General features: G+C 66.0%; 27 protein-coding genes. 1 reads left to right on the top strand and 26 read right to left on the bottom strand.

Going from position 1 to position 15272, the window contains the following annotated elements:
• Positions 1-9 precede the first annotated feature (9 nt).
• The 4 genes from rpsM to map all read right to left on the bottom strand — a co-directional run bounded on the left by rpsM (position 10) and on the right by map (position 2035).
• The gene (gene rpsM, locus AOQ53_RS39375; protein WP_004984507.1) at positions 10-390 is read right to left on the bottom strand and encodes a 30S ribosomal protein S13; all 381 of its coding nucleotides are present in this window, start codon (positions 388-390) and stop codon (positions 10-12) included.
• A 183-nt stretch (positions 391-573) separates the two neighbouring features.
• Positions 574-687 carry a 50S ribosomal protein L36 gene (gene rpmJ / locus AOQ53_RS39370; protein WP_003998809.1) on the bottom strand — a complete coding sequence of 38 codons (114 nt, stop codon included), beginning with the start codon at positions 685-687 and terminating at the stop codon, positions 574-576.
• Between the two features lie 56 nt (positions 688-743).
• Positions 744-965 (bottom strand): translation initiation factor IF-1, encoded by a 222-nt coding sequence (gene infA, locus AOQ53_RS39365; protein ID WP_003948620.1) that lies wholly within the window; start codon positions 963-965, stop codon positions 744-746.
• Positions 966-1198: 233 nt separating this feature from the next.
• Positions 1199-2035, bottom strand: a complete 837-nt coding sequence (gene map, locus AOQ53_RS39360) for a type I methionyl aminopeptidase (RefSeq protein WP_059424849.1) — start codon at positions 2033-2035, stop codon at positions 1199-1201.
• 222 nt (positions 2036-2257) lie between these two features.
• Between map and AOQ53_RS39355 the strand changes: the two genes are divergently transcribed.
• Positions 2258-2704 carry a hypothetical protein gene (locus tag AOQ53_RS39355; RefSeq protein ID WP_236711964.1) on the top strand — a complete coding sequence of 149 codons (447 nt, stop codon included), beginning with the start codon at positions 2258-2260 and terminating at the stop codon, positions 2702-2704.
• 187 nt (positions 2705-2891) lie between these two features.
• Here the strand turns inward: AOQ53_RS39355 and AOQ53_RS39350 are convergent, their stop codons facing one another.
• The 22 genes from AOQ53_RS39350 to rplD all read right to left on the bottom strand — a co-directional run bounded on the left by AOQ53_RS39350 (position 2892) and on the right by rplD (position 15272).
• Positions 2892-4100, bottom strand: coding sequence for a TolB-like translocation protein (locus tag AOQ53_RS39350; protein ID WP_236711963.1), 1209 nt, complete (start codon positions 4098-4100; stop codon positions 2892-2894).
• Between the two features lie 84 nt (positions 4101-4184).
• On the bottom strand, positions 4185-4835 hold the full coding sequence (locus AOQ53_RS39345; protein ID WP_059424844.1) for an adenylate kinase: 651 nt from the start codon (positions 4833-4835) through the stop codon (positions 4185-4187).
• Entirely contained in the window at positions 4835-6148 is a 1314-nt protein-coding gene (secY, locus tag AOQ53_RS39340; protein WP_059424842.1) for a preprotein translocase subunit SecY, read from the bottom strand. The genes AOQ53_RS39345 and secY overlap by 1 nt, the downstream gene beginning before the upstream one ends.
• 245 nt (positions 6149-6393) lie before the next feature.
• Complete coding sequence (rplO, locus tag AOQ53_RS39335) at positions 6394-6849, bottom strand: 50S ribosomal protein L15 (protein WP_059424841.1); 456 nt, start codon at positions 6847-6849, stop codon at positions 6394-6396.
• A 2-nt stretch (positions 6850-6851) separates the two neighbouring features.
• Entirely contained in the window at positions 6852-7034 is a 183-nt protein-coding gene (rpmD, locus tag AOQ53_RS39330; protein ID WP_003974250.1) for a 50S ribosomal protein L30, read from the bottom strand.
• A gap of 2 nt (positions 7035-7036) precedes the next feature.
• Positions 7037-7642: a 30S ribosomal protein S5 gene (rpsE, locus tag AOQ53_RS39325; RefSeq protein WP_009190144.1), complete on the bottom strand. Its 606-nt coding sequence runs from the start codon at positions 7640-7642 to the stop codon at positions 7037-7039.
• Positions 7643-7685: 43 nt separating this feature from the next.
• A complete protein-coding gene (rplR, locus tag AOQ53_RS39320) occupies positions 7686-8069 on the bottom strand; it encodes a 50S ribosomal protein L18 (protein ID WP_003992369.1) in 384 nt (127 codons plus the stop codon).
• Between the two features lie 3 nt (positions 8070-8072).
• Positions 8073-8612, bottom strand: a complete 540-nt coding sequence (gene rplF, locus AOQ53_RS39315; protein ID WP_059424839.1) for a 50S ribosomal protein L6 — start codon at positions 8610-8612, stop codon at positions 8073-8075.
• A 23-nt stretch (positions 8613-8635) separates the two neighbouring features.
• Complete coding sequence (gene rpsH, locus AOQ53_RS39310; protein WP_003992367.1) at positions 8636-9034, bottom strand: 30S ribosomal protein S8; 399 nt, start codon at positions 9032-9034, stop codon at positions 8636-8638.
• A 213-nt stretch (positions 9035-9247) separates the two neighbouring features.
• The gene (locus tag AOQ53_RS39305) at positions 9248-9433 is read right to left on the bottom strand and encodes a type Z 30S ribosomal protein S14 (RefSeq protein WP_003948630.1); all 186 of its coding nucleotides are present in this window, start codon (positions 9431-9433) and stop codon (positions 9248-9250) included.
• A gap of 5 nt (positions 9434-9438) precedes the next feature.
• Complete coding sequence (gene rplE, locus AOQ53_RS39300; protein ID WP_010036711.1) at positions 9439-9996, bottom strand: 50S ribosomal protein L5; 558 nt, start codon at positions 9994-9996, stop codon at positions 9439-9441.
• A complete protein-coding gene (gene rplX, locus AOQ53_RS39295) occupies positions 9996-10319 on the bottom strand; it encodes a 50S ribosomal protein L24 (RefSeq protein WP_010036713.1) in 324 nt (107 codons plus the stop codon). The genes rplE and rplX overlap by 1 nt, the downstream gene beginning before the upstream one ends.
• A gap of 2 nt (positions 10320-10321) precedes the next feature.
• Positions 10322-10690: a 50S ribosomal protein L14 gene (gene rplN / locus AOQ53_RS39290; protein ID WP_003998823.1), complete on the bottom strand. Its 369-nt coding sequence runs from the start codon at positions 10688-10690 to the stop codon at positions 10322-10324.
• Between the two features lie 184 nt (positions 10691-10874).
• Positions 10875-11162: a 30S ribosomal protein S17 gene (gene rpsQ, locus AOQ53_RS39285; RefSeq protein ID WP_059424838.1), complete on the bottom strand. Its 288-nt coding sequence runs from the start codon at positions 11160-11162 to the stop codon at positions 10875-10877.
• On the bottom strand, positions 11159-11383 hold the full coding sequence (gene rpmC, locus AOQ53_RS39280; protein ID WP_059079052.1) for a 50S ribosomal protein L29: 225 nt from the start codon (positions 11381-11383) through the stop codon (positions 11159-11161). The genes rpsQ and rpmC overlap by 4 nt, the downstream gene beginning before the upstream one ends.
• Positions 11383-11802: a 50S ribosomal protein L16 gene (rplP, locus tag AOQ53_RS39275; RefSeq protein WP_059424836.1), complete on the bottom strand. Its 420-nt coding sequence runs from the start codon at positions 11800-11802 to the stop codon at positions 11383-11385. Before rplP ends, rpmC begins: the two co-directional genes overlap by 1 nt.
• 5 nt (positions 11803-11807) lie before the next feature.
• On the bottom strand, positions 11808-12638 hold the full coding sequence (rpsC, locus tag AOQ53_RS39270) for a 30S ribosomal protein S3 (RefSeq protein ID WP_059424834.1): 831 nt from the start codon (positions 12636-12638) through the stop codon (positions 11808-11810).
• On the bottom strand, positions 12638-12985 hold the full coding sequence (gene rplV, locus AOQ53_RS39265; RefSeq protein WP_010036727.1) for a 50S ribosomal protein L22: 348 nt from the start codon (positions 12983-12985) through the stop codon (positions 12638-12640). Before rplV ends, rpsC begins: the two co-directional genes overlap by 1 nt.
• A gap of 42 nt (positions 12986-13027) precedes the next feature.
• Complete coding sequence (gene rpsS, locus AOQ53_RS39260; RefSeq protein ID WP_003992359.1) at positions 13028-13309, bottom strand: 30S ribosomal protein S19; 282 nt, start codon at positions 13307-13309, stop codon at positions 13028-13030.
• A gap of 12 nt (positions 13310-13321) precedes the next feature.
• A complete protein-coding gene (gene rplB, locus AOQ53_RS39255; protein WP_010036731.1) occupies positions 13322-14158 on the bottom strand; it encodes a 50S ribosomal protein L2 in 837 nt (278 codons plus the stop codon).
• A 38-nt stretch (positions 14159-14196) separates the two neighbouring features.
• Positions 14197-14616, bottom strand: coding sequence for a 50S ribosomal protein L23 (gene rplW, locus AOQ53_RS39250; protein WP_059424832.1), 420 nt, complete (start codon positions 14614-14616; stop codon positions 14197-14199).
• Positions 14616-15272, bottom strand: a complete 657-nt coding sequence (gene rplD, locus AOQ53_RS39245; RefSeq protein WP_059424831.1) for a 50S ribosomal protein L4 — start codon at positions 15270-15272, stop codon at positions 14616-14618. The genes rplW and rplD overlap by 1 nt, the downstream gene beginning before the upstream one ends.

Genomic DNA, 15272 nt, shown 5'->3' with positions numbered 1-15272 from the left:
CGCTGCGGACTACTTCTTGCCCGGCTTCTTCTTGCCGGCGATGGCGCGACGCGGGCCCTTGCGGGTACGAGCGTTCGTGCTGGTGCGCTGACCGCGGACGGGCAGACCGCGGCGGTGACGCAGACCCTGGTAGGTACCGATCTCGACCTTGCGGCGGATGTCGGCCTGGATCTCGCGACGGAGGTCACCCTCGGTCTTGATGTTGTTGTCGACGTACTCGCGGATCGCGACGAGCTGCTCCTCGGAGAGGTCGCGAACGCGGGTGTTCGGGTCGACGCCGGTGGCGGCCAGCGTCTGCTGCGAGAGGGTCCGGCCGATGCCGAACACATAGGTGAGGGCGATCTCCACGCGCTTTTCGCGCGGGATGTCAACACCGGAAACGCGTGCCATTCAATGGCTCCAGTTACTTGACGGAGGTCTTCCACAGAACCGACTCCCAGCCGCCGTACTAGGTACGAACTGGGTCCCCGGCCTCCGACCGGGGGTGTCAGACCCGGAGGTCTGGGTCCTGCGTATGAACATATTCAGCTTGCGTCGCGCGAAGTTCTGCGGATGCAGAGGTGCGGTCGTGCGTCAGCCCTGGCGCTGCTTGTGGCGCGGGTTCTCGCAGATGACCATGACCCGGCCGTGACGGCGGATCACCCTGCACTTGTCGCAGATCTTCTTGACGCTCGGCTTGACCTTCATGGGTGAGGTTCTCCGGGTCAGTGCCACCACCCCGGAAGCCGGGGCGCGGGCAAGATCTACTTGTAGCGGTAGACGATCCGGCCACGCGTCAGGTCGTACGGAGACAGCTCCACCACGACCCGGTCGTCAGGGAGGATGCGGATGTAGTGCATGCGCATCTTGCCGCTGATGTGTGCCAGGACCTGGTGGCCGTTCTGGAGCTCGACCTTGAACATGGCGTTCGGAAGAGACTCGACGACAGTGCCCTCGATCTCGATGGCACCTTGCTTCTTGGCCACGCTTCGCCCTTCGAATCGACTACCTTGATCGACTCAGTGCGAGCGCACGCAGACATGCGGATGCACAAGAGCCGACGAGTCAGTCTACGTCAGGGCCCTCGGAAACACGAATCGAGGGAGCCTGCCCCAGCGTGGAGATCTTTAAGCGCCCCGGCGAGGGGCGCGGGGAACTGCACGACCGGCCCCCACGGCCGACAGCCGCCGACGGTCGCGCCCCCTCCCCCAGAAGGCGCTCAGCCCAGCGGATCGGGAGCTGCCGTGATGCCCAGCTCGGCGAGCTTCGCCTTGCCCCCGTCGGGAGACGTCAGCACCAGCGGGCCCTCCTCCGTCAGCGCGACGGAGTGCTCCCAGTGGGACGACCAGGTGCCGTCCGTGGTGACGACCGTCCAGTCGTCCTCCAGCACCTCCGTCTTCGGCGTGCCCAGGGACACCATCGGCTCGATCGCGAGGCAGAAACCGGGCACCAGCTTCGGGCCCTTGCCGCGCCGCCGCTCGACGTAGTTCAGCAGGTGCGGGTCCATGTGCATCTCGGTACCGATGCCGTGGCCGCCGTAGTCCTCGATGATCCCGTACCGGCCGCCGCCGGGCTTGGGCTGACGGCGGATGTACGTCTCGATGGCCCGGGAGACGTCGACCAGCCGGTTGCCCTGCTTCATGGCCGCGATGCCGGCCCACATCGACTCCTCGGTCACCCGGCTGAGCTCGATCAGCTCCGCAGAGTGACCGGACCCCACGAAAACCGTGAGCGCGGCATCGCCGTGCCACCCGTCCACGATCGCCCCGGCATCAATGGAGATGACATCGCCGTTCTGCAGCACGGTCTTCCGGTCGGGAATGCCATGCACCACAACATCATTCACGGACGTGCAGATATTGCCGGGGAAACCCCCATACCCCAGAAAATTCGACTTCGCCCCATGATCGGCCAGCACCTTCGCCGCGATCTCGTCCAGCTCCTTGGTGCTCACCCCGGGCTGCGCAGCCTCAGCGCAGGCTTTGTGCATGGCGGCAACGACAAGCCCCGCAGCCCGCATCTTCGCAATCTGCTCGGGATTCTTGATCTCCACCATCTGGGCTGCCGCCTCCTGCCGCGGGTTTACGTCTATCCCCTCCACGATACGCGTCCACGCGAGCCGAAGCCGGGGTGACGGCCACCCCGGACAGGCCTCGCGCGGCCGGCCTCCGGTCGGCCTGCCAGGGTCACCGCGGCTGTGGCCACACCCGCACCCTCAGCAACAAAAGTCGTTGACGAACCCAACAGGCCACTCTAGCCTCGCAGTTACCACCTGGCGATGTCGGGTGTCAGCACTCAGCTCCGGACCGAATACACGGTCCCAAAAACGGGGGTACAAGTGATCAAGGGAACTCTGTCCCGCCTGGCCGCGGCCGGCGCCGCCGCCACTCTGATCAGCCTTACCGCAGCCTCGCCCGCCATGGCCGCCGACGAGGGGCCCCTCTGGTACGGCAACCGGGGCACGGTGACGTTCAACGACGATGGTGACGACATCACGGTCTGCGACAGACTGGCTGACGGCCACGGCGTCACGGGGTACTTGGAGCGACTCAACAGCACCGGCACCGGCCTGGTTTGGGTCATCAAGGAAGAGGACGGCGGAGACGCCGGCTGCGACCGGTCCGACAATGGCTACGACATGATAGGCAACGTCTCGCATGGTCTGGCCATCTGCTGGAACGGCACCGGCTCCTGCGTCCGCTCGGACTGGTACTTCGACGAGTAGGCCCGTTTGACACCGAGAGGTTTTGAGGTCTCTACGGAGACCTCGACAATGTGACGGTGTGTGCGCACGCCGCATATCTGCCCAGAAGCTCCGGCCGGTGCAGACGATCAATCGATTCGTCTGCACCGGCCGGAGCTCTTGGTGTGGCCGGTCCCAGGTGCACATCCGCCTGGGACCGCAGAGACGGTCAGCGCTTGGTGAAGACTGGATTCCAGCGGCCGACGTAGTCGACTTCGGCTTTACGGAAGCCCGAGAGCGGTGTCACCTTGTCGCCCTCCAGGCTGACCAGGACCAGCTGGTTGCGGAACTCACCCTTGCCGGGTTGGCACTGGCTGGGGTCACACCGCCAGGCGATGAGGTGGGTGTTGTCCGCCCACGCGAGAAGCTGCTGTCCGGGTACGACTGCGCTCCGCTTGCCGGTCTTCGCGTCCAGAACCGCGGAAACGATCTGGCCGTCCTTACCCCCCGCGAAGCCGCCAGTCACAAGTTTTCCGTCCGGGGACGTAGCCACCGGCGGAAAGATCAGATCAGTCTTCTGCTGCGGAAGCGACTTCAGCTTGCCGTTCACGTCGTAGTAGTTCCTGCCCGGCTGGTCGAGCCTCTGCTCCCACAGCATCTCGCCGTCACGGCTCCAGCTAAAGTCCTGACGCCCGGTGCCGGCCATGGCCGCAAGACTGTCCTTCTTGGCCGGCCGCTCACTGAATTCCGCCTGGCCGGAGTCGACGTCAATGACATAGAAGCCGGTACGGCTCTGCTTCGGCCCCGGCATCTCCTGACCATCGCCACTCTCCGACGCGCCCTCCACATGCACCGGCGCGTCCTGGAAGAGGCCGTCCGGGTTGTGGCTGTACGTCGTCGCCACCAGGCGCTCGCCGTCCGGCGAGTACTGCACACCGCCAACGCCCTTGTCGACCTCGATCCAGCGCTGGACCTTGCCCGTCGACAGATTCATCAGGCCTATGCGGTTGACGGGCAGATCGCCCTCCAGCACCGCGGCCGTCTTCATCCCGGGAGCGACATCGAGCCAGGCCCAGTCGGTCTTCTCGTACCGCTTGGTCGCGGCGTTGTACAGACTCCACTCACGCGCGTTCACCGCATCCCCGTCCGGCTGCTGCACGAGCTTCGTCGTGTAGTACGCCGAGACGGCGACCTGCCCTGCGGCTATCAGCTCGCGCGGCGGGGACTGGTCCGGACGGGCCACCACGTCCGAGGCCTCGGACTGCACTTCCGGGCCACCGCCCGTCAGGGCCAACGACACCCCGATGACGCCGGCGACCACGGCGACCGCGGCGACCGCGGCGACCGCCAGGCTGCGACCCCTGCGGCGGAGCAACGACGGCTGCTCCCGCTCGGTGGAATCGTCGGACCGTGGCGACTGTTCGAGCTTGATGGCCATACCTCCTCGGCAGAGCACTTTCGGGGTCCCCAAGAAGCAAGGCAGCGGCCCCCACCGGGGGCCGCTGCCTTCCTTTGCAAGCTGTTACGAACCGGGCAGCGCCGACATGGCCCGCTTCGTGACGTCCGCCACCTTCCCCATCGCGGAGACCGTGGTCACAAGGCCCTGGGCCTTGTAGTAGTCGATGATCGGCTCGGTCTGCGTGTGGTAGACCTCCAGCCGCCGGCGCACCGTGTCCTCACGGTCGTCATCACGCTGGTAGAGCTCACCACCGCACACATCGCACACGCCCTCCGCCGCGGGCGGGTTGTACGTGGCGTGGAACACGTGCGCCGAGTCGTTGCGGCAGATCCGCCGGCCGGCGATCCGCTTGACGACCTCCTCCTCGGGGACCTCCAGGTCCAGCACCGCGTCGATCTTCATGTGCGCTTCACCCAGCATCTCGTCGAGCGCTTCCGCCTGGGCGACGTTCCGCGGGAAGCCGTCGAGGAGGAAGCCCCCGGCCGCGTCCGGCTGCTGCATACGGTCGCGCGCCATGCCGATGGTGACCTCGTCGGGCACCAGCTGTCCCGCGTCCATGTAGGACTTCGCACGCAGCCCGAGCTCTGTGCCCTGGCTGATGTTGGCCCGGAACAGGTCGCCCGTGGAGATGTGCGGGATCGACAGGTTCTTGGCGAGGAACACGGCCTGCGTTCCCTTACCGGCACCCGGCGGCCCGACGAGGACGATACGCATCAGCGGAGGAACCCTTCGTAATTGCGCTGCTGGAGCTGGCTCTCGATCTGCTTCACCGTTTCGAGGCCGACACCCACGATGATCAGGATGCTGGTCCCGCCAAACGGGAAGTTCTGGTCTGCATCGAAACCAGCCAACGCCATCGTCGGGACGAGAGCGATCAGCCCCAGATACAGCGAACCCGGCCAGGTGATCCGGTTGAGCACGTACGACAGGTACTCAGCGGTCGGTCGGCCAGCCCGGATGCCCGGGATGAAGCCACCATACTTCTTCATGTTGTCCGCGACTTCCTCGGGGTTGAACGAGATGGCCACGTAGAAGAAGGCGAAGAAGACGATCAGGAGGAAGTAGAGGGTGATGTGCGCCGGAGCATTCGGCTTCGCGAGGTTCTGTTCGATCCAGGTCTTCCAGTCGGCGCTGCCACCGGCGAACTGCGCGATCAGTGCCGGGATGTAGAGCAGCGACGAGGCAAAGATCACAGGGATGATGCCCGCCTGGTTGACCTTCAGCGGAATGTACGTCGACGTGCCGCCGTAGGACCTCCGGCCGATCATGCGCTTCGCGTACTGCACCGGAATACGCCGCTGGGCCTGCTCGACGAAGACGACGAGGCCGATCATCACCAGGCCAATGACACACACGATGCCGAACTCGATCCAGCCGCCGGCCAGGGAGCCCTGCGACTTGATGGCCCACAGCCCTGCCGGGAAGGTCGCGGCGATCGAGATGAACATCAGGATCGACATGCCGTTGCCGATGCCTCGGTCGGTGATGAGCTCGCCGAGCCACATCACGGTCGCCGTACCGGCGGTCATGGTGATGACCATGGTGACGGTGACGAAGATCGACTGGTCGGGGACGATCTGGCTGGCCACCGGGCAGCCCTGGAACAGAGCGCCGCTGCGGGCGGTGGCGACGAGGCCGGTGCCCTGGAGGATGGCGAGGGCGATCGTCAGGTACCGGGTGTACTGGGTGATCTTCGCCGTACCGGCCTGGCCCTCCTTCTTCAGGGCTTCCAGACGCGGGATCACCACGGTCAGCAGCTGCAGAATGATGCTCGCCGTGATGTACGGCATGATGCCCAGCGCGAAGATCGTGATCTGCAGCAGCGCGCCGCCACTGAACATGTTGATCAGACCGAAGATGCCCTGGTTGGCCTGGGCGTTATCAATACAGGTCTGGACGTTCCGGTAGTCGACGCCCGGGATCGGGATGTGCGTACCCACCCGGTAGACCACGATGATGAAGAGCGTGAAGAGCAGCTTCTTGCGCAGGTCGGGCGTCTTGAACGCCCGGGCGAACGCGGTGAGCACGGTGCCTCCTGCGACCCCCGCGCAACTGCGTCAAGGGTGACGTCTTGAGAGTCCAATGGAACAACGACATAGGTAACGGTCAACTGCCGCTCAGAGTGCCCGTAGTGAAGCACCCTGTGAAAAGAGGGCAGTGCAGGCCACCTTACCGGCGAGACTGCCGCCCTAGGAACGACCAACCGGGGATACCCCATTTGTTGGGGTATCCCCGGTCGGGATCGCTCAGGTCATCGAGACGCCTGTGGTGCTCAGACGAGCTCGGTGACGGTACCGCCGGCAGCGGTGATCTTCTCCTTGGCGGAACCGGAGACGGCGTCGACCGTCACCTGGAGCGCCACGGAGATCTCGCCCTGGCCGAGGACCTTGACGAGGCTGTTCTTGCGAACGGCACCCTTGGCCACCAGCGACTCGACGGTGACTTCGCCACCCTCGGGGTAGAGCGAGGCCAGCTTGTCGAGGTTCACGACCTGGTACTCGGTCTTGAACGGGTTCTTGAAGCCCTTGAGCTTCGGGAGACGCATGTGGAGGGGCATCTGCCCGCCCTCGAAGCGCTCCGGAACCTGGTAGCGGGCCTTGGTGCCCTTGGTACCACGACCGGCCGTCTTACCCTTCGACGCCTCACCACGACCGACACGGGTCTTGGCGGTCTTGGCGCCCGGGGCGGGACGGAGGTTGTGGATCTTGAGCGGGTTGTTCTCCGCCATGATCAGTCGACCTCCTCGACCGTCACGAGGTGGCGGACGGTGTGCACCATGCCGCGGAACTCGGGACGGTCCTCCTTGACGACCTGCGTGTTGATGCCCTTGAGACCAAGGGAGCGCAGGGTGTCACGGTGGTTCTGCTTGCTGCCGATGTAGGACTTGACCTGCGTGATCTTGAGCTGCGCCATGATTACGCACCCGCCCCGGCACGCGCACGCAGGAGAGCCGCGGGAGCGACGTCCTCGAGGGGCAGACCACGGCGGGCCGCGATCTCCTCGGGACGCTGCAGGCCCTTCAGGGCCTCCACGGTGGCGTGCACGATGTTGATCGCGTTGTCGGAGCCGAGCGACTTCGACAGCACGTCGTGGATACCGGCGCACTCGAGCACGGCACGCACCGGACCACCGGCGATAACACCGGTACCGGGCGACGCGGGCTTGAGCAGGACGACGCCGGCAGCCTTCTCACCCTGGATGGGGTGCGGGATGGTGCCCTGGATCCGGGGGACCTTGAAGAAGTGCTTCTTGGCCTCCTCAACGCCCTTGGCGATGGCGGCCGGCACCTCCTTGGCCTTGCCGTATCCGACACCCACGGTGCCGTCACCGTCGCCCACCACGACCAGCGCGGTGAAGCTGAAGCGACGACCACCCTTCACAACCTTGGCGACGCGGTTGATCGCGACAACGCGCTCAACGTACGCGGTCTTCTCGGCGGCAGCTGCGCCGCCGTCACGGCCCTTCCGGTCCCGCCGCTCGCCGCCACCGGCACCGCCACCGCGGCGCTGGGGTCCAGCCATTGGAATTACCTCTCTCTGTCTCCGCTAGCTACGGAACCAGGACTCAGAACTTGAGTCCGGCCTCGCGGGCGGCGTCCGCCAGGGCGGCGATGCGCCCCGCGTACTGGTTACCACCACGGTCGAACACGACGGCCTCGACACCGGCGGCCTTGGCGCGCTCGGCGACCAGGGCGCCGACCTGCTTGGCCTGCGCGGACTTGTCGCCCTCGCCACCGCGGATCGAGCTGTCCAGCGTGGACGCCGACGCAAGGGTGTGACCCTTGATGTCGTCGATCACCTGGGCCACGATGTGGCGGTTCGAGCGGGTAACGACCAGACGCGGACGCTCCGCCGTACCGTTGATGTGCTTACGGATCCGGATGTGGCGGCGCTTGATCGCGGCGCGCTTGTAGGCGTCGCCCTTAAGGATCTTCTGTCCGTATGCCATGGCTTACTTACCCGCCTTTCCGACCTTGCGGCGGATGACTTCGCCCTCGTACTTGACGCCCTTGGCCTTGTACGGGTCGGGCCTGCGCAGCTTGCGGATGTTGGCCGCAACCTCGCCGACCTTCTGCTTGTCGATGCCCTCGACCGAGAAACGGGTCGGGGACTCCACCTTGAAGGTGATGCCCTCGGGGGCCTCGACCAGGATCGGGTGGCTGTAGCCCAGGGAGAACTCCAGGTTGGAGCCCTTGGCCTGGACGCGGTAACCGACACCGCTGATTTCGAGCTTCTTGACGTATCCCTGGGTCACACCGGTGATCATGTTCGCCACCAGCGTGCGGGACAGGCCGTGCAGGGCCTTGCTCTGCCGCTCGTCGTTGGGCCGCAGCACCTGAAGGGTGCCGTCCTCGGCCTTGGCGATGTCGATCGGCGCGATGACGGTGTGGGTCAGTTCGCCCTTGGGGCCCTTGACCGCGACCGTACGGCCGTCGATGGTGACGTCCACGCCGGCGGGAACCGGGATGGGGAGCTTGCCGATACGCGACATTTTGTCTCTCCTCCGTTCCCGAACTACCAGACGTAGGCGAGGACTTCCCCACCCACGCCCTTCTTCTGCGCCTGCTTGTCGGTCAGAAGACCGTGGGACGTGGAGATGATGGCCACGCCCAGGCCGCCCAGAACCTTCGGCAGGTTGGTGGACTTCGCGTACACCCGGAGACCGGGCTTGGAGATCCGCTTGATCCCCGCGATGGAGCGCTCACGGTTGGGGCCGAACTTCAGCTCCAGGACGAGGTTCTTGCCGACCTCGGCGTCCTCGACCTTCCAGCCCGTGATGAAGCCCTCCTGCTGGAGGATCTCCGCGATGTGCGACTTGATCTTCGAGTGCGGCATCGCCACGGAGTCGTGGTACGCCGAGTTCGCGTTCCGCAGACGCGTCAGCATGTCTGCGATCGGATCAGTCATGGTCATGAATTGGCCTTCGGCCTCTCTCGCCGGGGTTTCCTGGTGCGCCATCCCTCTCCCCGATCCGAGACGGGACGGGTGCGGCGCGGTGGACCTACGGCGTAGTAAGTCGTAAGGGCGGCGGCAGACGCCCAACCCCACAAGCCTAAGGCATGCGAGCTGGACGTCCTGCCGCCCCAGATGCTTACCGAGAGCCCTGCTAATCCCTGATTGGGGGGATTACCAGGAGCTCTTGGTCACGCCCGGCAGCTCGCCACGGTGAGCCATCTCACGAAGGCACACGCGGCACAGGCCGAACTTGCGGTACACGGAGTGCGGGCGGCCGCAGCGCTGGCAGCGGGTGTAGCCACGCACACCGAACTTGGGCTTACGAGCAGCCTTGGCAATCAGAGCCTTCTTCGCCATCTCGCTCACGCCTCCTTGAAGGGGAAGCCGAGGTGACGAAGGAGCGCGCGGCCCTCAGCGTCGTTGGTCGCCGTGGTGACCACGGTGATGTCCATACCCCGGACGCGGTCGATCTTGTCCTGGTCGATCTCGTGGAACATGACCTGCTCCGTGAGACCGAAGGTGTAGTTGCCACGGCCGTCGAACTGCTTGGGGGACAGGCCGCGGAAGTCGCGGATGCGCGGGAGCGCCAGCGACAGGGTGCGGTCCAGGAACTCCCACATGCGGTCGCCACGGAGCGTGACGTGGGCACCGATCGGCTGGCCCTCACGCAGCTTGAACTGCGCGATGGACTTACGGGCCTTGGTGACGGCCGGCTTCTGACCGGTGATCGTGGTGAGGTCGCGGATGGCGCCCTCGATCAGCTTGGAGTCGCGGGCGGCGTCGCCCACACCCATGTTGACCACGATCTTCACGAGACCGGGGATCTGCATGACGTTCTCGTACTTGAACTCGTCACGCAGCTTGCCCGTGATCTCCTCACGGTACTTCTGCTTCAGGCGCGGAGTGGTGGTGGTCGTCATCAGATGTCCTCACCCGTCCGCTTGGCAACGCGGATCTTGTTGCCTTCGTCGTCGAAGCGGTAACCGACGCGGGTCACGACCTTCTTGCCGTCCTTCTCCACGACCAGCTGGACGTTGGAGACGTGGATCGGCGCCTCGGTGGTGACGATGCCGCCGGCCTGCGAACCGCGAGCCGTCGGACCGGCCTTGGTGTGCTTCTTGACCCGGTTGACACCCTCGACCAGGACACGGTCCTCGCGGGGGAAGGCCGCGATGACCTTGCCCTGCTTGCCCTTGTCCTTACCGGTGATGACCTGGACCAGGTCGCCCTTCTTGATCTTCATGCTCACAGCACCTCCGGCGCGAGGGAGATGATCTTCATGAACTTCTTCTCGCGCAGCTCACGGCCGACCGGGCCGAAGATACGGGTGCCACGAGGGTCGCCGTCGTTCTTCAGAATGACAGCGGCGTTCTCGTCGAAGCGGATGTACGAGCCGTCCGGACGGCGGCGCTCCTTGACGGTGCGAACGATGACCGCCTTGACGACGTCACCCTTCTTCACGTTGCCACCGGGGATCGCGTCCTTGACGGTGGCGACGATGACGTCACCGATACCCGCGTAGCGGCGACCGGAGCCGCCGAGCACACGGATGCAGAGGATCTCCTTCGCACCCGTGTTGTCGGCGACACGCAGTCGCGACTCCTGCTGGATCACGTCTATCTCCTGGTTGTCTGCCGGTTCCCGCAGGGCCCTTTCGGGACGAACCTGCGAGCCTGGCGGAACTGTCCTGCGGGGTAGCCCCCGAAGGAATTACTTAAGCCTCTGTGGGCGAAAACCCGCGCCGGGGGCCGTACGGCCGCCCCCGGCGGGGGTCAGCAGGGGATGACCCCCTGCTTGGTTACTTCGCCTTCTCGAGGATCTCCACGACGCGCCAGCGCTTGGTCGCCGAGAGCGGGCGGGTCTCCATCAGGAGAACCCGGTCGCCAACGCCGACGGCGTTCTGCTCGTCGTGCGCCTTGACCTTGTTCGTACGGCGGATGACCTTGCCGTACAGCGCGTGCTTGACGCGGTCCTCGACGGCGACGACGACGGTCTTGTCCATCTTGTCGCTGACGACCAGACCCTCACGGGTCTTGCGGAAACCGCGGTCCGTCTTGGTCTCTTCAGTCACGTTGTTCTCGCTCATGCGTTCTCCACCGTCTCGATGCCCAGCTCGCGCTCACGCATCAGGGTGTAGATCCGCGCGATGTCCTTGCGGACGGCCTTGAGCCGACCGTGGTTCTCGAGCTGGCCCGTCGCCGCCTGGAAGCGGAGGTTGAACAGCTCTTCCTTGGCCTCGCGGAGCTTGTTGAGAAGCTCCTCGTTGCCCAGCTCGCGCAGCTCCGACGCCTTGGTACCGGCCGACATCACGCTTCACCTGCCTCGCGCTTGACGATCTTGCACTTCATCGGCAGCTTGTGAGCCGCACGGGTCAGGGCCTCGCGCGCGATCTTCTCGTTGGGGTACGACAGCTCGAACATCACGCGTCCGGGCTTGACGTTGGCCACCCACCACTCCGGCGAACCCTTACCGGAACCCATGCGGGTCTCGGCCGGCTTCTTGGTGAGGGGGCGGTCCGGGTAGATGTTGATCCAGACCTTGCCACCACGCTTGATGTGACGCGTCATGGCGATACGAGCGGCCTCGATCTGACGGTTCGTCACATACGCCGGGGTCAGCGCCTGGATGCCGTACTCGCCGAACGCAACCTGCGTGCCACCCTTGGACATGCCGCTGCGCTTGGGGTGGTGCTGCTTGCGGTGCTTGACCCTACGGGGGATCAGCATTTCGGTCAGGCCTCCGTTCCGGTGCTCTCAGCCGGAGCGGCGGACGCGGGAGCCTCGGCCTTGGGGGCCTCGGCGCCGGCAGCCTGCTGCGGCTTGCGACCGCGCCCGCCACGCTCGCCACCGCGGCCACCACGGGCCGGGCGGTCGGCGCCGCCGCGAGCCGGGCGGTTACCCGCACGGGCAGCGGCGTTCTCGGCGCGGACCTCGGCGATGTTCTTGACGTCGCCCTTGTAGATCCAGACCTTCACACCGATGCGGCCGAAGGTCGTCTTGGCCTCGAAGAAGCCGTAGTCCACGTTCGCGCGGAGCGTGTGCAGGGGCACACGGCCCTCGCGGTAGAACTCCGAGCGGGACATCTCGGCGCCACCGAGGCGGCCACCGCACTGGATCTTGATGCCCTTGGCGCCGGCCTTCATCGCCGACTGCATGCTCTTGCGCATGGCACGGCGGAAGGAGACGCGGGAGGACAGCTGCTCGGCGACGGCCTGGGCCACCAGCTGAGCGTCCGTCTCCGGGTTCTTGACCTCGAGGATGTTCAGCTGGACCTGCTTGCCGGTCAGCTTCTCCAGGTCACCGCGGATGCGGTCGGCCTCGGCGCCGCGGCGGCCGATGACGATGCCCGGGCGAGCGGTGTGGATGTCCACACGCACACGGTCACGGGTGCGCTCGATCTCGACCTTGGAGATGCCGGCGCGCTCCATGCCGGACGTCATCATCCGACGGATGGCGACGTCTTCCTTGACGTAGTCCTTGTACAGCTTGTCGGCGTACCAGCGCGACTTGAAGTCGGTCGTAACGCCGAGCCGGAACCCGTGCGGGTTTACCTTCTGGCCCATTACCGGGTTCCTTCCTTGCTGCTGACGACCACGGTGATGTGGCTGGTCCGCTTGCGGATCCGGTAGGCACGGCCCTGGGCACGCGGACGGAACCGCTTCAGGGTCGGGCCCTCGTCGACGTAGGCCTCGGAGATGTAGAGGCTGTCGACATCGGTGTGGTCGTAGTTGTGCGCGGCGTTGGCGATGGCGCTGTCCAGCACCTTGCCGACCGGCACGCTCGCGGCCTGCGGGGCGAAACGCAGGACCGCCTGAGCCTCCGTGGCGTTCAGGCCACGGATGAGGTCCACCACTCGGCGGGCCTTCATGGGCGTGACGCGGATGTACCGCGCCTGGGCCCTGGCTTCCATGGTTGTCCTTCCAGTGTCTGTCATGGTCATTCCACCCCGCGCTTAGCGGCGCTTCGACTTCCGGTCGTCCTTGACGTGACCCCGGAAGGTGCGCGTCGGCGAGAACTCGCCGAGCTTGTGGCCGACCATCGACTCGGTGACAAACACCGGAATGTGGGTCTTGCCGTTGTGCACCGCGAGCGTGTGGCCGAGCATGGCCGGCACGATCATGGAGCGACGGGACCAGGTCTTGATGACGTTCTTGGTGCCGGCTTCGTTCTGGGCGTCCACCTTCTTGATCAGGTGGTCGTCGACGAAGGGCCCCTTCTTGAGACTGCGCGGCATCTAAACCCGCTCCTAGCGCTTCTTGTTCGTCTTGCGGCGGCGGACGATGTACTTGTTCGACGCCTTCTTGGGCGAACGAGTACGGCCTTCCTTCTTGCCCCACGGGGACACCGGGTGGCGACCACCGGAGGTACGGCCCTCACCACCACCGTGCGGGTGGTCAACCGGGTTCATGACCACACCACGCACGGTCGGGCGGACGCCCAGCCAGCGCTTACGGCCGGCCTTGCCCCAGTTGATGTTGCTCTGCTCGGCGTTGCCGACCTCGCCCACAGTGGCGCGGCAGCGGACGTCGACCAGGCGGATCTCACCGGACGGCATGCGCAGGTGGGCCATGGAGCCCTCCTTCGCGAGCAGCTGCACCGAGGCGCCGGCGGAGCGGGCGAACTTCGCGCCGCCGCCCGGACGCAGCTCGATGGCGTGCAGCGTGGTACCGACCGGGATGTTGCGCAGGGCCAGGTTGTTGCCCGGCTTGATGTCGGCCCCGGGACCGTTCTCGACGCGGTCGCCCTGCGACAGGCCACGCGGCGCGAGGATGTAGCGCTTCTCGCCGTCCGCGTAGTGCAGGAGCGCGATGCGCGCGGTGCGGTTGGGGTCGTACTCGATGTGCGCGACCTTCGCCGGCACGCCGTCCTTGTCGTGACGACGGAAGTCGATCACGCGGTAGGCGCGCTTGTGGCCACCACCCTGGTGGCGGACGGTCACACGACCGGAGTTGTTACGGCCACCCTTGCTGTGCAGGGGGCGGACCAACGACTTCTCCGGCGTGGACCGCGTGACCTCGACGAAGTCGGCGACGCTGGAGCCACGGCGGCCCGGCGTAGTCGGCTTGTACTTGCGGATTCCCATTTCTCAGTCCTCGTCCGATATCGGACGATCCGACCCGCTTACGCGGTCGGACCGCCGAAGATGTCGATACGGTCGCCCTCGGCGAGGGTCACGATCGCGCGCTTGGAGCCGGCGCGCTGACCGAAACCGGTCTTGGTGCGCTTACGCTTCCCCTGGCGGTTGATCGTGTTGACCCCGGTGACCTTGACCGAGAAGACCGACTGGACGGCCTGCTTGATCTGGGTCTTGTTGGCGCTCGGGTCGACGATGAAGGTGTACTTGCCCTCGTCGAGGAGCGCGTAGCTCTTCTCCGAGACGACCGGCTTGAGCAGCACGTCACGGGGGTCCGTGAAGGACTTGCTCAGCGGGGTCTCGACGGTGTTCTTGCCCTCGGCGGCGTGGCGCCGCGCCTTCTTGACGCGAGCCTCCTTGGCCTTCTTCGCGGCCTTCGAGGCGATAGCGGGGTGACGGATGGCCATCAGACCTCGCTCCCTTCGGTGTCGTTGGCCTTCGGGCCGGCGACGAAGGACTCGAAAGCGGCCTTGGTGAAGACCACGTCGTCCGAGACGAGAACGTCGTACGTGTTCAGCTGGCCCGGCTCCAGGATGTGGACCTGGGGCAGGTTGCGGGCGGACAGCCACGCGGCCTCGTCGGAGCGGTCGACGACCAGGAGCAGGTTCTTGCGCTCGCTGATCTTGCCGAACAGGCTCTTGGCGGCCTTGGTGGAGGGGGTCTCGCCCTCGACCACGCCGGAGACGACGTGGATGCGGTTGTGGCGGGCCCGGTCGGTGAGGGCGTGACGCAGCGCGGCAGCCTTCATCTTCTTGGGCGTCCGCTGCGAGTAGTCACGCGGCACGGGACCGTGCACGACGCCACCACCGGCGAACTGCGGCGCGCGGGTCGAACCCTGACGGGCGCGACCGGTGCCCTTCTGGCGGTACGGCTTCTTGCCACCGCCGCGGACCTCGCCACGGGTCTTGGTCTTGTGCGTGCCCTGACGGGCAGCGGCCAGCTGTGCGACGACGACCTGGTGGATCAGCGGAATGCTGACCTTCTCGACGTCGAAGATCTCCGCGGGGAGCTCGACGGAACCGGCCTTGTCGCCCGCCGGCGAAAGGATGTCAACAGTGCTCAT

The organism is Streptomyces azureus (assembly GCF_001270025.1).
Classification (GTDB): domain Bacteria; phylum Actinomycetota; class Actinomycetes; order Streptomycetales; family Streptomycetaceae; genus Streptomyces; species Streptomyces azureus.
Note: the sequence above shows the minus strand (reverse complement) of the source record. Positions and strands in the feature narration are given on the sequence as shown.

What these genes read in the sequence shown, in the direction of transcription:
- rplW (WP_059424832.1), bottom strand. Translation starts at nt 14,616, where the DNA reads ATGGCCATCCGTCACCCCGCTATCGCCTCGAAGGCCGCGAAGAAGGCC.
- rplR (WP_003992369.1), bottom strand. Translation starts at nt 8,069, where the DNA reads ATGGCATACGGACAGAAGATCCTTAAGGGCGACGCCTACAAGCGCGCC.
- rplE (WP_010036711.1), bottom strand. Translation starts at nt 9,996, where the DNA reads ATGACGACCACCACCACTCCGCGCCTGAAGCAGAAGTACCGTGAGGAG.
- rplX (WP_010036713.1), bottom strand. Translation starts at nt 10,319, where the DNA reads ATGAAGATCAAGAAGGGCGACCTGGTCCAGGTCATCACCGGTAAGGAC.
- rpmC (WP_059079052.1), bottom strand. Translation starts at nt 11,383, where the DNA reads ATGTCGGCCGGTACCAAGGCGTCGGAGCTGCGCGAGCTGGGCAACGAG.
- rpmJ (WP_003998809.1), bottom strand. Translation starts at nt 687, where the DNA reads ATGAAGGTCAAGCCGAGCGTCAAGAAGATCTGCGACAAGTGCAGGGTG.
- rplV (WP_010036727.1), bottom strand. Translation starts at nt 12,985, where the DNA reads ATGGAAGCCAGGGCCCAGGCGCGGTACATCCGCGTCACGCCCATGAAG.
- rplB (WP_010036731.1), bottom strand. Translation starts at nt 14,158, where the DNA reads ATGGGAATCCGCAAGTACAAGCCGACTACGCCGGGCCGCCGTGGCTCC.
- AOQ53_RS39350 (WP_236711963.1), bottom strand. Translation starts at nt 4,100, where the DNA reads ATGGCCATCAAGCTCGAACAGTCGCCACGGTCCGACGATTCCACCGAG.
- rpsM (WP_004984507.1), bottom strand. Translation starts at nt 390, where the DNA reads ATGGCACGCGTTTCCGGTGTTGACATCCCGCGCGAAAAGCGCGTGGAG.
- rpsC (WP_059424834.1), bottom strand. Translation starts at nt 12,638, where the DNA reads ATGGGCCAGAAGGTAAACCCGCACGGGTTCCGGCTCGGCGTTACGACC.
- AOQ53_RS39345 (WP_059424844.1), bottom strand. Translation starts at nt 4,835, where the DNA reads ATGCGTATCGTCCTCGTCGGGCCGCCGGGTGCCGGTAAGGGAACGCAG.
- rpsE (WP_009190144.1), bottom strand. Translation starts at nt 7,642, where the DNA reads ATGGCTGGACCCCAGCGCCGCGGTGGCGGTGCCGGTGGCGGCGAGCGG.
- rpsQ (WP_059424838.1), bottom strand. Translation starts at nt 11,162, where the DNA reads ATGAGCGAGAACAACGTGACTGAAGAGACCAAGACGGACCGCGGTTTC.
- rplP (WP_059424836.1), bottom strand. Translation starts at nt 11,802, where the DNA reads ATGCTGATCCCCCGTAGGGTCAAGCACCGCAAGCAGCACCACCCCAAG.
- AOQ53_RS39305 (WP_003948630.1), bottom strand. Translation starts at nt 9,433, where the DNA reads ATGGCGAAGAAGGCTCTGATTGCCAAGGCTGCTCGTAAGCCCAAGTTC.
- rplF (WP_059424839.1), bottom strand. Translation starts at nt 8,612, where the DNA reads ATGTCGCGTATCGGCAAGCTCCCCATCCCGGTTCCCGCCGGCGTGGAC.
- rplO (WP_059424841.1), bottom strand. Translation starts at nt 6,849, where the DNA reads ATGGCGGAGAACAACCCGCTCAAGATCCACAACCTCCGTCCCGCCCCG.
- AOQ53_RS39355 (WP_236711964.1), top strand. Translation starts at nt 2,258, where the DNA reads ATGTCGGGTGTCAGCACTCAGCTCCGGACCGAATACACGGTCCCAAAA.
- map (WP_059424849.1), bottom strand. Translation starts at nt 2,035, where the DNA reads ATGGTGGAGATCAAGAATCCCGAGCAGATTGCGAAGATGCGGGCTGCG.
- rplD (WP_059424831.1), bottom strand. Translation starts at nt 15,272, where the DNA reads ATGAGCACTGTTGACATCCTTTCGCCGGCGGGCGACAAGGCCGGTTCC.
- rpsS (WP_003992359.1), bottom strand. Translation starts at nt 13,309, where the DNA reads ATGCCGCGCAGTCTCAAGAAGGGGCCCTTCGTCGACGACCACCTGATC.
- rpsH (WP_003992367.1), bottom strand. Translation starts at nt 9,034, where the DNA reads ATGACCATGACTGATCCGATCGCAGACATGCTGACGCGTCTGCGGAAC.
- rpmD (WP_003974250.1), bottom strand. Translation starts at nt 7,034, where the DNA reads ATGGCGCAGCTCAAGATCACGCAGGTCAAGTCCTACATCGGCAGCAAG.